Source organism: Aporhodopirellula rubra (genome assembly GCF_014192335.1).
In the GTDB taxonomy this organism is placed as follows: Bacteria; Planctomycetota; Planctomycetia; order Pirellulales; family Pirellulaceae; genus Rhodopirellula; species Rhodopirellula rubra.
This window is the reverse complement of sequence record NZ_JACHXU010000015.1, coordinates 26,370-41,023: the sequence shown is the minus strand read 5'-3', so window position 1 is coordinate 41,023 and position 14,654 is coordinate 26,370. Positions and strand designations below refer to the sequence as shown.

The window sequence follows — 14,654 nt, the reverse complement described above, 5'->3', positions numbered from 1 at the left end:
GTTCCTTCACGGCGACTCTGTAAGCCTTCCGCTCAGCGGATCACCCACTCTCGAAAGCCCTCGACGAGCAGCGCCGGTTCAGAGGCGACGTAACGAACCAGCATGTACGCCATCGCGAGGGCAACGCCCATCAAGGCCCACCCGCGTCGGGGGCGCGGCGGAGACGTGGCACGCAGTTCGGTGCGCAACTGCGTGCGGAACGACATCCAGAAGTTCGGAGACAAATTGGGCTCAAACGCCAGCACACTCACGCAGTCGTGTCCCGGAGAATTTTCCAGGCGTAGGTGGGCAGCAAACGCGGGGAGATGAACCTGCAATTGTTCGTTGTTTACGGTTGAGCCGGCGTCCAGTGACCGAGCCGCGCGGATCATGGCCGGGTAGACGTCTTCGGCGGTTCGCCCATAGCTGACCAATTTGGTTCGCGCTCCGAGAACCAGCAAACAGGCGAACAAGAAATACAGCAACAGCAGCGGGATCCAAACCCAAACGCCTAGAAACGAGGCGGTCGCGTTCGGGAAGAACAATTCCATCGGTCCCACCACGATCAATCCTGAGACGGCGGCCAGAACCGCGGCGAGGTCTCGCCCACCCGTGGTCACCCAAGCGAAGCCGCCAATGCGAACGATCGCCAGAAAGAACAGGTAAAGGATCAACGGTGTGAACGCGATCAATGCGGGGAAAGGATCAAACATCTGCGGTTTCTTCACCGTTGTCTTGAGAGGCATGTTCATCGGGGACCGGTGTGACGCTGACCAACGCGACGACGGTCTGCCCGGCCGTGGGGACAAGGGGATCGTCGATCGTGTTGACTTTCAACGCACCGTCTTGATCGATCAAACACATCACGACGGTGTGCTCGCCATACTTGTCCAGGAAATCCTGGTAAGAAAATTCCGCGGTCAGCTTGGTGGACTTCATCATCGCCCCGGCGGTGTGAAGTTCGCGAAGACGAGTGTACGTCATGCCTTCGCCAAATAGTTCACGGCCCATTAGGTTTTTAGTCAACCCACGCCGGCCTGCCATGTTCTTTGATTTAAACGTGAGTTGATACAAACGCGAGGAATCAAAAAGGTGTTTGCATTCACGCAGTGCCAACGAGTTGACTTCATCGTTGGGGGTCAGGGCGAGGAAGCGTCCGATTCCGGCGAGATCCAGTTCTTCTCGAACATGCTCGTTGAGAATGTTGACGCATTCGGCGCGGATCCCATCCATGCGGGCCTGGGCTATCTTGTTGTAGTTCGTGTCGACGAGTAACAGCGGGATCTTGGATTCCTTCAGTTCGTGTGCGAAGTCTCGAACCCACGGGTCCGCCCCAGCGATCAAGACACCATGGGACGATTCATCGGCGAGGCGGAGGAAGCGTGCCAGAGGGCCAGCCGAAATGCCGTAGATCGCTACGGTGCCAATGATCACGAGAAATGTGACCGTCGCGAGTTGTTCCGAACCCGGGATCACGAGGTCGCTACGGCTTTCCATGCCGAGTGCGAACACACTGCTGACCGCCGCGGCCACGATCCCGCGTGGTGCGAGGCCGGCGATGAACGTTCGTTCGCGATAGTTCAGCGGGCTGTAAAGGAGCGACAAGTAAACCGACAGAGGACGAACAATCAAGACTAGCGCCAGGACGAGCATCAGCCCAGGAATGCCGATCGCCCCAATGTCTGCAAGGTTCACTCGCGACCCGAGCACAATGAAGAGACAACCGATCAAAAGAGTTCGTAGGTTCTCTTTCAGTTCGACGATGTGTTCGACGTCAAAGTGTTTTTGATTGGTCAGCCAGATGCCCAGGACGGTCACCGTGATGAGGCCCGACTCGTGAGCCAATTTGTTGCTGATCGCAAACAGCAGCAGCGCCAGCGTCAGGGCGCTCACCCCGTGCAAATGATCAGGCACCCAAAAACGCCGTAGCGCCTGAGTCAGCAGCGCTCCGCCCGCACACCCGAGTGCTAGGCCGACGGTCAGCGTCCAAGCTAGTGAAGCGGCGACGCTCGACCATTCCGGGACCGAGTGCTGTAGCAGCACCTCCTCATAGACCAACACCGCGAGTACGGCACCGATCGGGTCGATCACGATGCCTTCCCATTTCAGCGTCGAGGCGACCCGCCGGCTCGGTCGAACCTGCCGCAGCAACGGTCCGATCACCGTCGGGCCGGTCACCACTAAAATCGCCCCCAGCAATGCGCTCAGTTGCCAGCCCCATTGCAGCAGGTAGTGGGCCGCGATCGTGTTTCCGCCAAAGGACAGCAGCGCGCCGATGGTAACCAATCTCAGCGATGCCGAACCGGATTCGCCCAGTTCAGCGAATTTGAGCGTCAGGCCGCCCTCGAACATGATCACGCCGACGGATAACGCGACCAAGGGAAAAAGCAGGTTCGGCCCCGCGGTTTGGTCGCCTTCGGTCAGGTCGGCCAAAAACGCATCCGGTTGGACGAACCAGCCCAGTAGCACCCCAAACACGAGCAGCACCAGAATGCTGGGAAAGCCCGTCCGCCACGCTAGCCACTGGGCGGTCACACCCAATGCAGGCACGAGGGCGAGGTAAAGCAGAAAGTCCATAGCGGGGCATCAGTTCATCAGAGGGAAACGGGCTTTCACTTCGGCGTCAGGATAATCTGCTGACAATGGGTTTCCCATCCCTGAGCTGGTGGGACCAATCGGCGGGCAGAGACCGGGACCGTTACAGCGTTTGTCGTGCCAATGAGTTCCCAACACGATTTCTCCCGGTCTTACTCATTTTTTCCGGACAAATCACTCAATCGTGTCTTGCTGTTGAGACTGATTCGCATTAACGTTTGGACACTACCTGAGCTAGCCAGCCATTTGCGTGGAAACGGCCCGTGCTTTTTACCGAGCACCGGGGGCATTTTCTCGCCGCCAGCCATGCTTGATCCCGTTTCTCTGCGCCCGCTCGGCAACGTCGCCGCGTCGGTCTGAGATTGCATCTTTGCCACTGGACAAGCCCTAATGCGCTGCGCCGTTTCCGCTCCCTGTTTGCCCCTCGCTCACAGCCCATCTCTTAAAAATACTCGCCGTCACGGCCGATCTGCTTTCACGCTCGTCGAACTGCTGGTCGTTATCGCGATCATCGGCATTTTGGTCGGTCTCCTGTTGCCCGCTGTTCAGGCCGCTCGCGAAGCCGCCCGGCGAATGAGTTGCAGCAATAACCTCAAACAGATCAGTTTGGCGATTCACAACTACGAGTCCGCTTACAAGAAATTGCCACCGTCGTGGACCAACACGGTTTCTGGAAAAGGCTGGTCCATGCAGGCACGCATTCTGCCTTTCATTGAGCAAGGTGGGCTCGCCGACGGGGTCGATTTTTCACAGGGGTATGGGGCGTCCATGCTGACGGTCGATGGCGAAGATATCCCCGTGTCTTCCTACCGTGTCCCGACCTATCAGTGCCCCAGCGATCCGTTGGATCAACCACGCTACGGTGATGACGGACCGGAGTACTACAAACTCAACTACGCATCCAACGGTGGCGTTTGGTTCGTTTTCGATCCTGCGAATGATGACATCGGCGAAGGCATGTTTGGCCCTAATCGTTACATGGGGTTCCGGGATTGTCTCGACGGTCTCAGCAACACTTTGGCACTCGCTGAGGTGAAAGGTTGGACACCTTACTACCGCGATTTGGCGACCGCAGGTGACATGGCGATGCCCGACCAAACGGACCTAATCTGCACACTCGGTGGCAGTTTCAAAACTGAGACTGGCCACACCGAATGGGTTGACGGTCGCGTGCACCAGGGCGGCTTCACCACCACCTTCACACCGAACACCAAGGTTTTGTGTCCGGCGTCGGGAGTCGAATATGACGTTGACTGGACGAACATGCGAGAAGGCAAAGACATCACGGACCCTGCTCGAACCTACGCCGCCGTTACCTCACGCAGCTACCACGTCGGTGGAGTGCAGGTGGGCGTTCTCGACGGTTCGGTTCGCTTCGTAACTGACTCGGTCGAACGCAAGTTGTGGCAAAGCCTTTCGACTCGCAACGGTCGTGAAGTCGTTACCTGGCCGTAGTTGATATTCGGTTGGGCGTCGGCAATGGTGATCCATTAACGGCGCCCGGCGGCATCAAGCGTGTCGCCAAGGAAAGTCAATCGTCTGCGAAATGCGACTCGGCGAATCGCGGGAGCAACATCTAAGCAGATGGCGTTGATGTCGCCAGACTTCGTGGGCTGAGCTCTGGCGAATCAAGCTCCTGTGAACGGGCACGTCAACCTTTTGAGTGCTCTATTCGGGTGATTCGCCGGGTATCCACAAATCGACGCAATTGCATGCGGAGTCTTCTCTCTGCAGCAGTTCCCCGTACCACGGTTGTAAACGCTCCTGAACGCTCTGTGAGGGGATCGGGGCGATCTCTTGGAAGCGAACTCGCGGGGTTCCGCCGGCGAGCGTCGACCAAAAGTCGCGAGACTCGGAATGTGCAAAGTGATCACGCATTCGCATGGGAAGGTTGGTCGACTCGCCGACATACAAAACCGATCCCTCGCTCGATTCGATCGTGTAAATGCCGCTGCATGATTCTTCCGGCTCGGGCCATTGGATCTCTTCGGGTGCGACGGCGGGGGTGTCGGCGAGCATGCCTTTCGTTTTTGATTTGGCTTTCTTTTTCTTACCGCCCTGCCCTGCCCCGTTGTCCTTCGCACCGTTTTGACGTTTGCCCGCTTGTGCGATCACTGCGGCAGCGAGTTGTCTCAGTTTTAACGTTCCCCAACGCAGGGTCAGTGGATCGCAATTCGGGGCGACTTGAGCGGCAGCGGTATCGAACTGGCGTAGGATTTCGGGATCGATGAGAAGATCGTCGAGCGTCCAGGTCGGGTATCGGTCCGAGGTGAGCCGCCATGCGATTTCACTCGCGAACCGATAACGTTCGATTGTCGCAGCGGGCACAATCGTCGGTTCGCTCGGTTGCAGGTCTTCGGCGGACAATGTGCCGACGAATCGCAATTGAGCGAGGTGTTTTCGCAGTTCGTGTTCGCTCACCGTGCAACCCGCGTCACGGCACGCGATGACAAAACGTTCGTTCATGACCGGGTCGAGCAAGACGCGATCGACGGAGAAGCCCGCGTGTGTTTGTCGGAAGGCATCAATGACCACCTCCTCGGTTGCCTCGTCGTGCGAGTTTCCAAAACCCAGTGACATTTGCAGACCAAGGCTTTGGGTCGCCTTTCGTTTTTCGGCTGTTTGCTGCTCTGCAGTTTTCTTTTTCTTCCGTTTGCCTTCGGCGGTCGACGGAACGCTTCGCAACGGATCGGCCGAACCGACCAAGGGGTCACCAACGGCGATCTGTTGCAATCGCTCGTTACCGAGTTCAACGTACTCTTCGCTCATGTCGAAGGTGACGTATTTTCGACCTAGTTTCTTGGCGACTGCGGCCGTCGTGCCGCTGCCGCTGAATGGATCGAGAACGATTTCGTCTTGGTGGCTGGACGAGCGGATGATCCGGCCCAGTAAATGTTCGGGCATCTGGCAACCGTGGAAACCGGCACGTTCCTTGAACGTTCCCGCGACGCGAGGGAAGTACCACACGTCTTCGTCGGCGGAGAATCCCGAAGGCAAGTCTTGCGGGCGGAGGATCCAGGTGTCGTCAGGCATGCGGCCTTTTGAGTTGGCCCGTTTGTCGTTGTAGACCAACTGCCTCGCCGACGGGACTCGCAGGTTCGGATCGTCCGCGTTGAAAGTGAAGTTGTCGGGGTCTTTGACGAAATGGAACAGATGAGCGTGAGAGCGTGTGAATTTGTATTTGCAATGCACGCCGAACGTGTAGTACCAAATCACCCAACTGCGGCAGGAGAACCCGACGCGTTGCGACAGGACCTTCAGTTCGGCCGCATATTCATCACCAATCGCCAACCAGAACGCCCCGTCGGGTTTGAGCACACGGTGGACGCCACGAATCCAATTCTCCGACCAACGCAAATAGTCATCGGACTCGAGTGAGTCGTCATAGACGTCGTACTGGTAACCGATATTGAACGGCGGATCTGCAAAAACGAGGTCGACCGTGCCCTCAGGAATTTCTGCCATTCCTGCCACGCAATCCCCCGCGTGGATTTGATTGAGTAAGTCAGTCGATATCATTCGAATCCAAGCGAAGCAGATGTGGCATCGACGCCACAGGGGACTGAGGGTGGTTTAACCTTGCGGCCGAATGATCCACCAAATCCGCTGTAGAATCAACGCCTCTTCCACACGCGCGTCCCGCATTTGCGCCGCTAATTTCGTTGCGGCTTCCGGCGTATTCCCCAATCCCGCCAAATACGAGATGTGCTGCAATCGGCTCTCGAAGTCCGGAAGTTCGCCGATCCAGGCGGGCATCACGACGGTCGGACGCATCGGTAAGCCTGCCAGAACCGCTTGAGACGGCTTGGCTGGCTCGCCTTTGTTCGGTTGGCTTCTATCTGGATCGTTGGTTCCTCGCCTGCGGTCGTTGCCGCCGTTCACGCTTTCGGAGTCTTCGAAGCCGAGCGGTTGAGCGAGCACCGAACCGCCGGAGCCTCCACCGCTGATTTGTGGCAGCGAACTCTGCTGGACCAATCGCATGCGATGGCTCAGCGAGGTGGGCATTAACGCGGGGGGCGACGCGGCGAATGATTCAACCGCCGCGACTGCACCGGTCCAATCAGCGTCACTCGCCGTCAAAACGCCCGCAGGCGTCATCGCCGGTGGTGTGCTGCGGGCGACGATTGAGTCGCTCATCATCAATGCGATCGTTCGCAGCAAATTGAAGTCGCTCGCCAGCAAGTCGTCGGCGAGTTCATCACGAATTCGTTGCAAGTCGGAATCCGCGGCGCTGCCTGACAAGTCATACGGGCTCGACGCCAGCGGACGCCCGTGGACCATCTTCCACATGGCGCCGACTAATCCTTCGGCGAGCGAGCGAGATCCTAAAAGTTGGTCGGGCCAATCCGCGTCGGGGTCAACCTGCGCCAAACGTTGTCGCCCATCAGGCATGTCGTAGAAACGACCTGCCGGCGCGTTCGGGCGAATCGGAATCCACGGTGCGATGGTCGCCGCCAATTGCCAGTAGTCGTGCTGTCCGAGCGTTCGGCTCTCGCCACCGCCGCTTTGCGGAAGATCATGGCAACGTTGGCAGCGGACGTCCGCGTTGAGCGCCACCGCCGCGGTCGTCACCAGCGTTTCGTGTTCGTCGAGTGGTCGCAGCAGTTCGTTAAACGAGGCCGTAGGGGCTCGCTGGTCGTTGCCGTTTGTTTGGGTGCCGGTAGGTTTGCCGCCGCCTCGCGGTTGCCGCCGAGCCGAAGGATCTCGTTTGGTGAACCAAGAGGCGCACAGTTGGTCGAATCCTGATCCCGATCGGAGAGTCTCGTTGACTTGCGTCGCCATCAGTTGATCCGAAGGGGAGGTCATTGACTCGAGCGGACGCGATGCGATCGCAGACAGCACTCGCACCGACAACGCATCAATGTTGTGAGGCTGAGAGAGTGCGGCGAGCATCCGCTCACTGTTGCCAATCGCTTGCCTCGGTACACGAATGCCAAATCGTGTTTGTAGTCGTTCAGAAATCGCGTCCGCGGGCATGACGCCGGTCGGTTGCACGCCAACTCGATCCCAATAACGTTCGAGGCGATCGCTCATCACGTTGGAAACGAGCGTCATTTCACGAGGCGTTGGCGGTGGTGAATCGGTTTGTTCGCCTTGGTTCTTTTGGTCGCGCTCGAACAAACCGATCGATACGGTGTTGAATGAGTTCGAATCCGACGAGGAGTCCGCCAATTCGATCGAACGGGAAGGCAGGTTGCCGCTAGGGGTGTCCGATTTAGGCGATTGCTCCGGTGCATCGGATGGTGAATTGCCTGGCGCCGAATCAGGGATGGACGCAGTCGCGACCGATTTTTCACCAGGGACCGGCAGGGTTGGTTTCTGGGCAACGGTGATCCCGTTTCGGAATCGGATACCTACGACCGTTCCGATCGCCAGGACGACAATGGCAACGGTGGCAACCACGACCGGCCAAGTGGATGTCGAGGTTTTCTTGGGGCGGAGCGTCTTCTGGGTGCCCGAGGGGTTGGCGCTGCCCGATCGAACGAGCCTGTCGTCCAATCGCTCAATGATGATTCGGCTTTGGTCTGGTGGCGATTGACCGCCAACGACTTCTGACAACAACACGTCGAGCATGGCGTCATCGTGATCGACGTCACGAGAATCGGCAGGCGTGTTGGAGTCGAATGATTCGGAGGAATTCATGATTGGCCGCCTCAAGGGACGGGGGGTTTCGATCGGTGGAGACGAGTGTTTCGCTCCGAAATGGATTTATACTTTTGACGTGTCGACGGACGACTGCAATCGCTCGGCAACACATTGACGCAGTTGGGCCTTCGCACGTTGCATCAAATTGCGAGCACCGTGGTCGGAAATTCCGAGAGCCTCGCCGATTTCCACCCGTGGGGTGTTTTCGACGAACCGCATCCGTAACGCTTCACGGGCTCGGTCGGTCAGTTGTTCCATGCATTGACGTAACGCGTCGACAGCCTCGTCGCCGCTGAGGTCCTTCCCCGCCCACCGCTGCCAACTTTCGTCGAGCAGCGAAGGTGAGTCGGTCACCTGCATCCGTCCCAACTTTCGATGGTTGGACACGAGCAGGTTGTAGGCAGTCCGGCGAAGATACTCCGACGTTGCTTCGTCAGAATGCTGAACGAAATTGTCACGACGAAGTACCCGCAGAAACGTCTCCTGCGTCAAATCGTCCGCCGTGGTGGCGTCGCATCCCAGAACGCGAAGATATCGCCAGATTCCGTTCTGGTGGTGCTGAATCAGTTCGGCCGGAGAACGCTCACTCACGCAATCAGTTCACTGATCAGCTTTCCGCCACCGGCGATTTTCATCGGGCGACCGTTCTTGCTTGTGAACGTGGTGTCGGTCGAAATGCCCAACCCTTTGCAGACGGTCGTCATGAGGTCTTCGGCGCTGAAGGGTTCGGTTTCAACCGCACTGCCGTCACTACTGGTCTCTCCAACGGCCAAGCCGCCTTTGATGTCACCGCCGCCGACGACGCAGGACCATGCCCGTGCGAAGTGATCACGGCCACCGCCTTGGTTGATCCGAGGTGTCCGTCCGAACTCACCCATCCACATCACGACGGTGTCGTCGATCAGTTCTCGCTGGGCCAGATCTTCGACCAGCGCACTCATCGCCTTGTCGAGTTGCGGCAATTTTTGGTCTTTCAAAATAGCATGGATGCCCGCGTGATTATCCCATCCGCCGAGGTCGACTTCCACGAACGGCACGCCGGCTTCGACTAAGCGACGAGCGAGCAGGCAACCCTGGCCGAAGCCGTTGGTGCCGTAACGCTCCTTCACGTCATCGGGCTCTTCGTCGACTTTGAAGGCTTTCATTTGGTCGCTAGTCATCAAGTCAAACGTCTTTTGCAGCACCTTCGCGTGCTCGGTCGCGGGTGTGTCACGGGTGCGATTGGCGAAACCGTCTTCGATCAGTTTGAGGGCGGCCATCCGTTGTAGCAGACGTTGGTCGTCCATCTTCATCTCAAGGTTGCGAACGCGACCGTTACTCGAGACCGAGAACGGCGACCATGCCATGCCGAGGAACCCAGGCCCGCTGCCGGCACCGCCGACGGAAACGAACGGAGGGATTTCGAGTTCAGGGCGTTGAGAGATCAGCTCATGTGCGATCACGCTGCCGTAGCCCGGATGTTCAATGTTCGGGTTGGGAACGTATCCGGTGTGCATGTAATAGCGACCACGGGCGTGATCGGCTTCACGTGTCGACATGCTTCGCACGACCGACAGATGTTTCATCTGCTGCGCCGTCATCGGCATGTGTTCGCAGATTTGCATGTCGCCGGTCGTCGAGATCGGTCGGAACGGACCGCCCGTCGGGGCGCCCGGTTTGAGATCCCAGATGTCAATCGTTGCTGGGCCGCCACCCATCCACAACAAGATCGCTGACTTCCGTTTCTTCTTCATCTCGGCGGCGTTGGCTTGAATCGCATTGCCCAGCGAGAAGGCAGCCGCGGCGGCCGCGGATGAGCCAGCCAAGTGACTCATGAAGTGACGGCGGCTCATGCCGGATGGTGTTGAAAGGTCCATGGTTGATCTTCAGGTAACAGGGATACAGATGGCAGATTTCATCGTTCACGCAGAGCGGCCCGCAGCACGTCAGTGCCACCGACCAGTTCCATTGACGATTAGTGCTGCATGATGAATTCGTTGCTGTTGATGATTGCCCACCAAACGTCCTGCAACATTTCTTTCTCATTGCCGCCACGTGCTGCGAGCAGTTTGCCCGCAACATTGGTTTCGGTCTTCGTCGGCCGGCGAGCCAGCCCGGTCAGATACAAACGGGTAAGGCGATCCCGTGGAGATCGTCCCGATTTCGAAAGACGATCGATGAAGGATCCTGCGTCCTGGCTCGTCGCGTTCTTCGTCAATGCTCCGTTGAACAGCATCAGGGCTTGAGGAATCGACCCGTTAAAAGTCGTCGCTTCGTCGCCTTCATCGGTTCCAAACGCCACGACAAATTGCGACAACCATCGGCGTCGCTCAGCTTCCTGTTCGGCGTAGCTGCCCTTGCCTTTCGCGTCCGAAGCCGCGACCAGGGAAGCGTAAAGTTGTTCGGCACTCATCTGCCGCAAATAGAAGCGTGAGAACTTCGGTGACTCTCCGATCGACGGATCATCGACGGCATTTTGTCGGCCCAGCACGGCGGCGAGTTGGTAAGGACGGCTCAGAGTGATCCAGGTAATTAGTTGTTTTAGGTCATAACTCGCCTTGCGGAATTCCGTGCCCAGCGAATCGAGCAGTTCGGGATGCGACGAAGGGTTGTGTGGACCGAGGTCATCAATCGGACGAGTGAATCCGAATCCCAAGAACATCGACCACATTCGGTTCACGATCATCTTGTCGAGATATTCGCTTTGCAGCATCAACCGGCCGAGTTCTTCGCGGCGGTTAACGTCTTCGAGATAGCCGCTTCTACCAATTTCGGTCCCATCGGTGAAAACCGGGTAGGCGACTTTCTGCAAGCCGTTGCGCAGTTCGTAGAACAGTAACGCGTCCTCAGGATTGCCTGATTCGCCACCAAAGTCTTCACTCACCAATTCCGCCGACTCGATGTCACGGGTTCCGTCGACGAACCGACGCAACGCTCGTGTTTGTCGGAAGAACGCGTTGAACTCCCAGAACTTTTGTTGTTTCCATTGATTGAACGGGTGGTTGTGACACTGAGTGCACTGAACCTGTTGTCCCAGGAAAATGCGTGACACGCTGCTCGTTGCGAGTGTTGCTTTTTCTTCGTTGACCTTCCCGATGAGAAAGTTCACGGCACCATTGAAATTCGGATCGCCGGGTTTGCCCGAGCCTTCCGCCGAAACCAATTCATAGACCATGCGGTCGTAAGTCTTGTTACGTGCAAAACTGTCTCGCAGGTACTTCTGCATGCCCGAACGATTGGTCAGGTCACGACGATCGGTTCCGCCACTGCGGCCGATAAGAAGGTTCGTCCATACCGTGCTCCAGTGATTGGCGTACTCTTCGGTGTAACGGTCATCCTCGAGCAGTTTATTAACGAGGACAGCACGTTTGTCGGGTGCCCGATCGCTCATGAATTCCGACAGTTCTTCGAACTTCGGGATGCGTCCGATCACGTCGAGATAAACGCGTCGACACCATTGAGCGTCATCGACTTCACCGGCGGGGCGGATTTCGTAATCACGCCAAACCTGTTCGATCGAATCATTGATTAGCGTGACTTGGGGTGGCACCAGCGTTTCGGCCGCCTGCACCTGTGGAGCCATAGCGAGGCTCAGCAGCCCAGCGGCAAACATGCCGAGGCAACGGCGCACAAAAGCAGATCGGTCCAGTGATTGGTGCATCAAATTCAACTTGGTCGGGGACGCTTTGCGAAAACAAAAAGAAGAGACGCCACGCCGCAAATGAGGGTCGTTTCCCTGCCGGGTGGTGTTTTGTCGCATCTAAGGACCCAAACGCACCATCGGAGACGATGTACTCACGGGCGCGTTGCCGACAAAAGCCGGGCGATCCGGAACGTTTGCGGATTTGGATAGGGTCGGCTGCGCACGCCTCTATTCTAACACAAACGCTCAAAAAAGTAGAATTTTACGTCCGCAATTGCGGCTCAGCCTGCCGATCGGTTGATCAATCCCAGCACTTCCGCACGTGATTTCGGGTCGGTTTTGAAGGTGCCTCGCATGGCGCTGGTCAGGCACAGACTGCCCGGTTTGCGGACCCCTCGCATCGTCATGCAACTGTGGGTGGATTCCACGACCACCGCGACACCTCGGGCCGAGAGGCGTTCCTCGATCAAATTGGCGACCGTGTGCGTCAACCGTTCCTGGACCTGTGGCCGCCGAGCGACCTCTTCGACAACGCGAGCCAGCTTGCTCAGTCCGACAACCTTGCCGCTGGGTAAATACGCGATGTGGGCTTTGCCTGTGAAGGGCAGCAAATGGTGCTCGCACATGCTGCAAAAACTGATGTCACGGACCAACACGATCTCGTCGTAGTCCTCCTCAAAGACTTTGGACAAATGGCGCCCCGGATCCGATTTCAATCCGGCGAACATCTCGGCGTACATCCGGGCAACCCGGGCCGGCGTTTCGATCAGTCCGTCCCGTTTGGGATCTTCGCCGACCGCCTCGAGAATCACCCGCACGGCGGCCTCGATCGCGGGATAGTCGACCGCGTCGTTCTTAGGCTCGTTTTTGTCAACAAAAAAGGGTGTGCGAGCGCGAGAGGCGTTCTCACCGGGCTCAGAGGAGTCGTTATTCGACGAAGCAATCATGCAAACCGGTTCCTGGGAATATCAATCAAAAAGGACGCTTACAGTATAAACGATCGCCTAGTGTTTTGTCCCGGCGGCTGAAATCTGAGCTTCGGTCAGATGTCCCCCCTCAAATCGGTTCGAGGGCTTCCTGATAAACTCCCGCGATCATCATCACGATGCGAATGATGAAGAAAATGATGAATCCTGCCACCATCAGCCAAATCAAACCGGTGGCGAGCCCCGCGATCATCTTCATCGCCGAACGAGCTCGCTCGTCATAATCGCGGGCGACGTGTGAAATCGATTCGGCGTCGGTCCCCGAAAGTTCGGCTACCTCGACCTGGGTTAAAAACTCCTCCGGAAAAACTGCCGTCGCCTTCAACGCCTCCGTCAGCGTCGATCCATCACGAATCGCGAGTTCGGCATCGTCGGCCCCGCTGCGATAAAAATCGCTGTCAGTTGAGTCCAGCGACAAACGGATCGCTTTGATCGGATCGAGTCCCGTTTCTAATGCCAATGACAAGGTCCATGTGAACCGCGACAAGGTGATCGTTTGTAATGAACTGCCGATCGCGGGGATTTTGTACAGCAACGGGATCGCATTCTGTACGCCGCCGACGTTCTTTTGAAATCCAATAATCAGAGCGGCGAGGAAACCAAAGAACGCGAGCAAGATCGCCCAGAACTTCAGGACTCCCGTCGGCCCGCGAAGGCCCAACCCCAACACATCGGCCATCTGACCACCACCGCTCGAGGTCATGATGCCCATGATGTAGATCACCAATGAGATGACACCGACACCGATCACGAACTGAATCGCAGGCCACGCGATTGCACGTTGGAAATTACTACGCAACGTCACTTGTTGTTCGTAATACTCCGCGAGTTTCAACATGGTGCGTTCGAGGCTTCCGCTCGCTTCACCGACCTTGGTCATCGATCGCAACAGCGGTGGGAAAAAGTTGGTTCGTTTGGACATCGCGTCCGCGAGCGTTGAGCCATGGGATGCTTCTTCACGCAGCATCGCCATCGCCTCACGTTGTTTGGGTGGCCCGTTTTTGCTCTCGCTATCGAGCAACCGCAGCATGTCAGCGCCGGCCCGCATTCCGATCCCAAACCGTCGGCAGAAATCCCGTGCGGCTTTGAGTCTCATTCGCTGACCGATCAAGGCGATACCTTCTGAGGTGGATTGTTGGTTGGAGGGAACGCCTTGGCGTACTCCGCACGCGCGTACGCGAGCAAGTAGTCCGGTTGATGGTTCACGCTCACAAAATTACCGCTCGAACGCGACTCATTCGGTGAACCGATCGATCCGGGGGATCGTCGAGTCTGCGTGCTCACGCGGCTTAGTTTCTCGATGGCCAATTGATAGGCGTGACGGGCCGTCGAGGGGTGACCCTCGCTCAACGCTCGACGCGCGTTCCGAACCAATGATTTCGCTTCCGCGATCTCGTCGGCAACGGTTCTTTCGACGCTTCCAGCAACGGATGTGCCGTCGACGCGTCGTCCTCGTTTTTTGTCATGTGGATCGTATCCGAGGATCTGTCGATCCATTTCGTCCAGGTCAATGATCGTTACCGAAGCTGAAACGCTTCCCGCCGAGCCCCGCGAGCTAAGGTTGCTGCCCGGTACATTGGGAAGTCCCGGCAATCCCCTCGATGACGAGGACATTGCTGATGAACGGTTTCCGCCGAGAAACGTCGAACCGCCGTCGGGAACCATAACGCCGCCGCGGTAGGAAAATTGTCGGACCGACGGTAATTGAACGGTCTGGCTCCAGGTGGAGGAAACGTCGAGCGATAACGCTACGCAGGCGATTGCAACGGTTATGGCTAGAAAACGTGGCCGCGATCGCACGGAAACTCGTGACCATTTCATTGTTC

General features: G+C 57.5%; 12 protein-coding genes. 1 reads left to right on the top strand and 11 read right to left on the bottom strand.

Annotated features, from left to right (window positions below):
* Positions 1 to 32: 32 nt before the first annotated feature.
* The 3 genes from FHS27_RS19310 to FHS27_RS19300 all read right to left on the bottom strand — a co-directional run bounded on the left by FHS27_RS19310 (position 33) and on the right by FHS27_RS19300 (position 2,951).
* Positions 33 to 692, bottom strand: a complete 660-nt coding sequence (locus tag FHS27_RS19310) for a hypothetical protein (RefSeq protein ID WP_184306519.1) — start codon at positions 690 to 692, stop codon at positions 33 to 35.
* Positions 685 to 2,556: a cation:proton antiporter gene (locus FHS27_RS19305; RefSeq protein WP_184306518.1), complete on the bottom strand. Its 1,872-nt coding sequence runs from the start codon at positions 2,554 to 2,556 to the stop codon at positions 685 to 687. Before FHS27_RS19305 ends, FHS27_RS19310 begins: the two co-directional genes overlap by 8 nt.
* Positions 2,557 to 2,726: 170 nt before the next feature.
* Positions 2,727 to 2,951: a hypothetical protein gene (locus tag FHS27_RS19300; protein WP_184306517.1), complete on the bottom strand. Its 225-nt coding sequence runs from the start codon at positions 2,949 to 2,951 to the stop codon at positions 2,727 to 2,729.
* 13 nt (positions 2,952 to 2,964) lie between these two features.
* Between FHS27_RS19300 and FHS27_RS19295 the strand changes: the two genes are divergently transcribed.
* A complete protein-coding gene (locus FHS27_RS19295; RefSeq protein ID WP_184306516.1) occupies positions 2,965 to 4,029 on the top strand; it encodes a DUF1559 domain-containing protein in 1,065 nt (354 codons plus the stop codon).
* Positions 4,030 to 4,242: 213 nt separating this feature from the next.
* On the opposite strand, the gene FHS27_RS19290 is transcribed toward FHS27_RS19295, so the two are convergent.
* The 8 genes from FHS27_RS19290 to FHS27_RS19255 form a co-directional block, all read right to left on the bottom strand.
* The gene (locus FHS27_RS19290; RefSeq protein ID WP_246420233.1) at positions 4,243 to 6,093 is read right to left on the bottom strand and encodes a DNA methyltransferase; all 1,851 of its coding nucleotides are present in this window, start codon (positions 6,091 to 6,093) and stop codon (positions 4,243 to 4,245) included.
* Between the two features lie 54 nt (positions 6,094 to 6,147).
* On the bottom strand, positions 6,148 to 8,217 hold the full coding sequence (locus FHS27_RS19285) for a hypothetical protein (protein ID WP_184306514.1): 2,070 nt from the start codon (positions 8,215 to 8,217) through the stop codon (positions 6,148 to 6,150).
* Between the two features lie 66 nt (positions 8,218 to 8,283).
* Complete coding sequence (locus FHS27_RS19280) at positions 8,284 to 8,811, bottom strand: RNA polymerase sigma factor (protein WP_184306513.1); 528 nt, start codon at positions 8,809 to 8,811, stop codon at positions 8,284 to 8,286.
* Positions 8,808 to 10,076: a DUF1501 domain-containing protein gene (locus FHS27_RS19275; protein WP_009094206.1), complete on the bottom strand. Its 1,269-nt coding sequence runs from the start codon at positions 10,074 to 10,076 to the stop codon at positions 8,808 to 8,810. Before FHS27_RS19275 ends, FHS27_RS19280 begins: the two co-directional genes overlap by 4 nt.
* Before the next feature lie 98 nt (positions 10,077 to 10,174).
* Positions 10,175 to 11,812, bottom strand: coding sequence for a DUF1549 domain-containing protein (locus tag FHS27_RS19270; protein ID WP_044250999.1), 1,638 nt, complete (start codon positions 11,810 to 11,812; stop codon positions 10,175 to 10,177).
* A 311-nt stretch (positions 11,813 to 12,123) separates the two neighbouring features.
* Positions 12,124 to 12,789 (bottom strand): GTP cyclohydrolase I FolE, encoded by a 666-nt coding sequence (gene folE, locus FHS27_RS19265; RefSeq protein ID WP_184306511.1) that lies wholly within the window; start codon positions 12,787 to 12,789, stop codon positions 12,124 to 12,126.
* A 109-nt stretch (positions 12,790 to 12,898) separates the two neighbouring features.
* A complete protein-coding gene (locus FHS27_RS19260) occupies positions 12,899 to 13,924 on the bottom strand; it encodes a type II secretion system F family protein (protein ID WP_246420231.1) in 1,026 nt (341 codons plus the stop codon).
* A gap of 11 nt (positions 13,925 to 13,935) precedes the next feature.
* The gene (locus tag FHS27_RS19255; protein ID WP_184306509.1) at positions 13,936 to 14,649 is read right to left on the bottom strand and encodes a hypothetical protein; all 714 of its coding nucleotides are present in this window, start codon (positions 14,647 to 14,649) and stop codon (positions 13,936 to 13,938) included.
* Positions 14,650 to 14,654: the final 5 nt, after the last annotated feature.